This window comes from Pannonibacter sp. CBAS1226, assembly GCF_055685825.1.
In genome coordinates this window covers 41,961-48,304 of sequence record NZ_JBVOUO010000016.1, presented here as the reverse complement: position 1 = coordinate 48,304, position 6,344 = coordinate 41,961, and the positions used below count along the sequence as shown (strand labels likewise).

Genomic DNA, 6,344 nt, shown 5'->3' with positions numbered 1-6,344 from the left:
CGAGCAGAAAATGCCGATGTTTGCGAGCAGAGGCGCTTATGTTGGCAAGCCGCTACAAGTAGGCTTCCATTCTGAAGGAGTGGCCGAACGTCATTCGCCGGATAGATTTTCAATTGCCGCGGCAAGCGTGCTAATGTCCGCACTATACGGTGGTTGCCCAGCAGCGGACAGACGGCTGACCACCCCCTCTCAGACATGTGTAGTCAGTTCTGGAATGGCCGGTTAGGGCCGATAGCGGAAATGGTGTCCGCTCTGCGCCAAAACCGGACGTAGCTACTTTGATGAAGTTCGTGTTTCGACCCCATTGAGGTCATTCGTTCTGCGCGTTTGGAATGGCGGCTTCGAGTCAAAAGCTGTCAATCGGCATCGAAACGGGGCTCTGACTCACTTTTGATGAATTCTGGGCGTCGGCTGGCGTTGGTTTTGCAAAAGGAATCAGCGCCATGGTTCATTCGCTTCGCCCCTCCGCACTCGTGCCCCGAGGCTTTGTCATCGACGAGACAGCTTCTGCTGACGACTCGATAATACTCGCTGTCCGATCGGCGGATATGTCCAGTCCTTGTCCAGGCTGTGGAACAAGATCTGAGCGGATACACAGTCGTTATCATCGACGTCTAACGGATCTTCCCATAGCGGGAAAGTCTGTGCGATTGGTAATTGCCGCACGCCGGTTCTACTGTGACGCAGTGCTGTGTTGCCGAAGGATCTTTGCCGAGCGCTTCGAGGCAGATGTCCTGGCGCCGTGGGCCCGGCGTACTGCGCGGCTTGATCATATCGTCCATCATCTCGGGCTTGCTTTGGGTGGGCGACCGGCGGCGACTATCGCCCGCAGACTGATGGTGCCGGTCAGCAACGACACCTTGCTGCGTGTTGTCCGACGGCGCGGCACCCCGCGTATCGTTCCGCCGACGGTGATCGGCATCGATGACTGGGCATGGCGGCGCAACCAGCGTTACGGGACGATCATCTGCGATCTCGAACGGCGCAAAACCATCGCACTTCTGCCGGACCGAGAGCCGGCAACCGCTCAGGCCTGGCTTTCGGATCAGCAACAGATCAGTATTGTCGCCCGCGATCGCGGTGGCGCCTACGCCCTTGCTGCAGCCAAGGCATTGCCGGACGCAACCCAAGTGGCCGATCGATGGCATTTGATGGAGAACGCCAGTCGGGCATTCCTCGACGCCGTCCGCAAATCGATGCGTCAGATCAGAACAGCGATCGGCTCGGTAACGATCAACCCGGAGCTGCTGACGGCCGCTGAGCGGATCCAATATCAGGGATATCTGCATCGAGAAGACACGAACGCCGTCATTTTGGACTTGGCCAAGTCCGGTGTTGCAATCAAAGAAATCGTTCGTTGCACAGGGCACAGTCGCGGCCTTGTCAGGCGGGTACTACGTGGTCAGCGATCCGACGTGTTCCGCGTGCGGGAGAGCTCCCTTGAAGTTTATCTGCCATGGCTCGACGCGCAGTGGAGCGCCGGTCACCGCAATGGCACACAGTTGTGGCGAGAGCTGACGCGTCAGGGATTCCGGGGCTGCCTTCGTGTTGTCACCGAGTGGGCGACGCGTCGGAGAAAGGCGGAAAAGATGGATTGCGAGGCTTTGAGCCGTACGCCGTCGGCACGGACTGTCGCACGCCTCATGACCATCGGTCGCGACGATCTCTCCAAGTCTCAGACCGTTACAGTTGCCGCGATTGAAGGCGGCGTGCCGCAACTCGTCGAGGCGCGGGAAGTCGTCGCCGCCTTCCAAGCCATGATCCGCAAGAAATCTCTCGCCGATCTCGAATCATGGCTGGAACGGGCCCGATCAAGCTTGGTCGCGGCCTTCGCCAACGGTGTCGCCAAAGACCGGGCAGCCGTGAGTGCCGCGATCAGTTCGCCTTGGTCGAATGGACAGACAGAGGGGCAGATTACCAAGCTCAAGCTTGTAAAACGCCAGATGTACGGCCGAGGGAAAATCGACCTCCTTCAGGCCCGCGTCATTGGCGCCGGATAGACCTCTGACCACCAAAACTGCGTCAGAGCCCTTATTCCATGCCGAAACACAGTGTAAGGCGCCGAGTGAAAAGACAGAGTGCTCCCGTAGCACTTTGTCCTGTCTGCCCAAAAGAAATGGTCACGATGGAGGAGGAGAAAATGGGGGTAATTTTGCATTTCAGGCCATCTGCCGCGCGCGGTGAAGAGAACCAACCTGAAGCAGCTCCGTCATCGCTTTCGGATTTGGAGCAGCTCCTGCAATCTATGCAGGCCGTGAACGGCGCACTGTCTGAAATAAGAAGCCATTTGTTGGCCGAAGACACTCGACGTGCAGCGGCTGGCACGCCAGACTTTTCAGGACAAATCTAGACTTACTCTGGAGTTCGATGTCGAATGGCGCTTTGAATGAGGCCTCTCACGTCTACACGGTCCGTTGCGATGTCCACTTTTGGCGCAAATCGGAAGAAAACAACAAAGCCTAAGAGGCTTACCATCCGCTGTCGGAATTTAGCCTTCAAAACCCGTAAAACCCTGTATTGCAACAGGAAATTGCGAAAAAAAACGGCTGACAAGTCGCATGCCCCGAGAGAGCCCGTGCGCCGATTTCCTTCGCCCGTCTCGCCTCACTGACGTCAAGCAGTCCTTCGATTTCCCGGGTCATTCACTTTCATGAGAGCCATAAGCATCGGCCCGAGTGAAAACTCCCCACGTTCCGAGCGCCTGGTGAGATCCCGAAGATAGCCACCGGCAGATGTAATAAAGTTCGACCGTTCAAGAATGCAGGCCATAGCCACCGCCGCATTTTCCGGCCCCATCGCGCTGCACGCCTCCTCGTAGGCTGACGGACTGACGCCGAGCATGGAGCGCACCACGACGGCGGCCTTCATGAGCTCGCGCCAGTTTTCTATACGTCCGCCGGGACCATAGTCGGCGATCTGCGGGCAGGCCCGAAGTACCATCCCGAGTGGGAAGGCCTTTATTGGCTCTGGCTTGGCCTTCGCTCCCCCGTTCGCCTCGCTCTTGGCCTGACGTTCATCCTCCGGGTTTCCGCCCTGCTCTTTTCCAGAGCTAGGTTCAAGTTCATAGATAGATTCGGTATTTGAATTCTGTATGTGCCGGTCATCCTGGCCGGCATTGCCGTGCATATTTTCAGATTCTAGCTGCATTTCCAGGATGTTCAGGATCTCTGCCCGAAGCAGCTGCATTTCATCGAGTGCGAGGTCTATCTGGGCCCTCTCCGGATAGCGTGGAAGGCGGGCAAGAATGCCGACATAGACCGCTTCTACCTGCCCCCAGTTGCCGGGCGCGCCCTCCTCCACCGCTGCTGAGATGAGCTTGCGCACGTCTCGCCGGCAGATCGTAAGAGCTTCTTTTGTCCGACGGAACCGTGTTCGCTCCGCAACGACATCCTGTGCGATTTGCGCAAGTTCATGGGCGCGAGCCAGAAGAGGGGTCAGATCGAAGCCGTAGGCCTGCTCGACCTCACCGTCACGACTGCGATGGGCGTACCGCTTCCCGTTAGGGCTGTCGCGACGCAAGATGAGCCCCGCCTCAACGAGGGCCGCAAGTTGGCGTCTGAGTGTGCTTTCCGTGATCCCATGAGCGCGAACCGATAGCTGCGCATTGGATGGGAAAACGACGAGCCCGCTGCTCGAATCGAGCTCCCCGTGCGGGTAAAACGTCAGGAGGGCATCGAGAACGGCCAACGCCCGATCCTGAATTCCAAGGCGTTCTCGCGCCTCGCAGACATCGCGAAACACTTTCCACTTTTCAATGCGCGTGTTGTGATCCGGATCCTTGATCGCCATCTGTCTTTTGACCAGGGCAAGCGACATCGACCGCCGCCCAAAGGGCGTCGTCACATCTCCCGTTTGCATTTTTCTCTCACCTTTCTTCAGGCAAAGAAAATCCGCTCACCAAAATGGCGCCAAGACTCTTGACTGTGATTCCGGGAAATGCGATTCTCGATCCTGCTAGAGATGACGAGAGAGGCTTCCACGGTTCGCCGTTTGGGGGCCTTTTTCTTTTGCGGTTTAGTCTCCGTTGGTTTCGTTTTGCGACCCCTTGTACTCCTCGTACAAGCGATCCATGCGAGAAGACAGCCATTCGCTGAAAGGCTTGGCTTCTACATTCGTGAGCTCGATGGCAACCTTCTTCGCTTTGGCGGTCATCGCGAAATTCAGCGAGCGATCAGACGAGATCCAGTCTTTTGCTGCGGTATCGGCTTTGGGCTTTTTCGCAGCCGATTTGGCCTTGTATCGCTTCACGTAGTCATGAAGTTCATCAAACCGCTCGGCTTCAGGAAGCTTTTGAAAGTCGGCCGAAGCTGCGTGCTCAACAGCGACCTTCGAGAGGGCAGGGGCGAGTAGCAACTGCCGGAGGCTGAGCCACCGGTCGCGCCCAATTTTCTTCGATGCACCCAAGACCTGAATGACTGACGCTGGCACGGCCTCGACGACAGCAAGCATCTTCGACAGCATCGCCTCATCGATGGCGAGCGACGAACGAACCGTTTCCTTGTTCATCCCAGACGCTATCAGGTTCTGAGCGAAGTAGGCGCGTTCAATGAAAGACAGGTTTGAACGGGCTGCGTTTTCCTGTCCCTGCACGATCGCGGAGGTGATATCGTCGAGCTTCTTTACGATCGCCTTGACCGGAACTCCGAGTTCGCGAGCCACCCTGAGGCGACGGTGACCGAACACGACCATGTATCGCTTGGCATCCATGGAACTCGGGCGGACAAGGATAGGCGTCGTCTGTCCCGATTCCTTGATTGCCTGAAGCAGTTCCTGAAATTCTTCCCCGTCGTCTGAAAGGCGGTCGGCCACGAAGGACACGTCAATCAATCGCGGATCGAGATCCACGATCACCTCACCTTCCATGAGCTTCTTGGTGTTCTCGGCCATATCTTCAATGGAGCGAACAACCGTCTTGGCGGCGCCTGTCATGCCATAACCAGGCTTTGTCGGCGTCTGGCTCGCCGAGATTGCGTCCATATCCAGACTGGCGAACGGATTTTTACGGGACATAGGCGCACTCCAAATCTTGCGTCAACGCCGGTAAGGGACTGGCAAAGTTAGAACAATTGGCGAAAAAAACGGCTGACAAGCTGCTCATTTCCTCCCCCAAACCCCATGGATGAGTTCCACGATTTCGGCGTTGGTAGAATTCAAGCTCTCCATGGCCCTGTCATAGGTTGCCCGGACAAATTCACCCCGCTCAACCTCGTACAGGGTTTGCTTCTTGATGGACGCGTCGGAAATCGCAGTGGACTTAAGAACGTGGTTTCTCAGCATTTGCTGTGCGAACATCGACTGCATGAACCCGACCATCTGTGCCTGCGGAATATCCGTGGGCTCAAAGCGGGTGATAAGATACCGGAACCACTGAACACGCATCTCGGCCCCGGCCTCCGCAACCGGCCCCATGATGCCCCCGAGCATCATGAGAAACTGGCTCATCGACATGATGTCCAGCATCTGAGGATGAATGGTGATAAGGATCCCGGTCGAAGCCATGAGGGCGGTAATCGTCAAATAGCCCAGTTGAGGAGGGCAATCGATGACGACTACATCGTACTTGTCATCCACCTGCTTCAGAGCGCTGGCGATCCGCATATAGAACAGTCGGCCATCCTCCCCCTTCTTGGAGGAAATCGCCAGTGGCACGTCATATTCGTATTCCTGCAGAACCAGGTTGGCGGGCACGACATCCAGTCCAGGAATGTTGGTCGGCTGGATGACGTCAGCGATTGACTTCCGCTCGTCGTCAAATCGAAGAGCCTCATAAAGAGAGGCAGTATCGTCAAGCTCCGGCTGGATCCCGAAAAGCGACGTGAGTGAAGCCTGTGGGTCAAGATCGATCGCCAGCACACGATGGCCGGTGAGGGCGAGATATTGCGCCAAATGCGCGGCAGTGGTGGTCTTGCCGCTTCCGCCCTTGAAGTTGACGACCGATACAACCTGCATCGGCTCTCCTTCTTTACGCCTTGGCACATAGTATCTCTTGTCGGACTTCTTGTTTGCCTCAAGATAGTCCCGAAGCTCGAGCATCTGGTCAGCTGTATAGTATCGGCGCCCACCGATGGACTCAATCTCGGGTCCTTTCCCGTCAGAGTGCAGTTGCCTCAGATGCGTCTGAGTGACACCCATGAAGTCCGCTACTTCAGCAAGCTGAAACTTGCGCAGCCCCTTGCGAGCATCAGGCGGGTACTGCTGGCTGCGCAACATATGCAACGCGCTTGAGATCTTCGCCCCTTGCTCGGCAATCTCAATATCAAATCTGTTGGGCAGCATATTGCTCATTTTGCGAACTATTTCCCGGAGGTCGTCAGTTTCGAAAAAATGGCTCGAACGCCATCATT

General features: G+C 56.6%; 5 protein-coding genes. 2 read left to right on the top strand and 3 right to left on the bottom strand.

The features are described 5' to 3' along the window. Positions 1-443: 443 nt before the first annotated feature. Complete coding sequence (locus AC0CMF_RS24020) at positions 444-2,000, top strand: ISL3 family transposase (protein WP_097142919.1); 1,557 nt, start codon at positions 444-446, stop codon at positions 1,998-2,000. A gap of 125 nt (positions 2,001-2,125) precedes the next feature. Next, positions 2,126-2,350, top strand: coding sequence for a hypothetical protein (locus AC0CMF_RS24015; RefSeq protein ID WP_141402138.1), 225 nt, complete (start codon positions 2,126-2,128; stop codon positions 2,348-2,350). A gap of 263 nt (positions 2,351-2,613) precedes the next feature. Here AC0CMF_RS24015 and repC read toward each other — a convergent pair whose 3' ends face one another. From repC to repA, 3 genes are all read right to left on the bottom strand, one after another. After that, entirely contained in the window at positions 2,614-3,858 is a 1,245-nt protein-coding gene (gene repC, locus AC0CMF_RS24010; protein ID WP_097142918.1) for a plasmid replication protein RepC, read from the bottom strand. Positions 3,859-4,014: 156 nt separating this feature from the next. Continuing rightward, positions 4,015-5,010, bottom strand: coding sequence for a plasmid partitioning protein RepB (repB, locus tag AC0CMF_RS24005; RefSeq protein WP_097142917.1), 996 nt, complete (start codon positions 5,008-5,010; stop codon positions 4,015-4,017). 84 nt (positions 5,011-5,094) lie between these two features. After that, positions 5,095-6,285 (bottom strand): plasmid partitioning protein RepA, encoded by a 1,191-nt coding sequence (repA, locus tag AC0CMF_RS24000; RefSeq protein WP_097142916.1) that lies wholly within the window; start codon positions 6,283-6,285, stop codon positions 5,095-5,097. Between the last annotated feature and the right edge of the window lie 59 nt (positions 6,286-6,344).

What these genes read in the sequence shown, in the direction of transcription:
- AC0CMF_RS24020 (WP_097142919.1), top strand. Translation starts at nt 444, where the DNA reads ATGGTTCATTCGCTTCGCCCCTCCGCACTCGTGCCCCGAGGCTTTGTC.
- AC0CMF_RS24015 (WP_141402138.1), top strand. Translation starts at nt 2,126, where the DNA reads ATGGAGGAGGAGAAAATGGGGGTAATTTTGCATTTCAGGCCATCTGCC.
- repB (WP_097142917.1), bottom strand. Translation starts at nt 5,010, where the DNA reads ATGTCCCGTAAAAATCCGTTCGCCAGTCTGGATATGGACGCAATCTCG.
- repA (WP_097142916.1), bottom strand. Translation starts at nt 6,285, where the DNA reads ATGAGCAATATGCTGCCCAACAGATTTGATATTGAGATTGCCGAGCAA.
- repC (WP_097142918.1), bottom strand. Translation starts at nt 3,858, where the DNA reads ATGCAAACGGGAGATGTGACGACGCCCTTTGGGCGGCGGTCGATGTCG.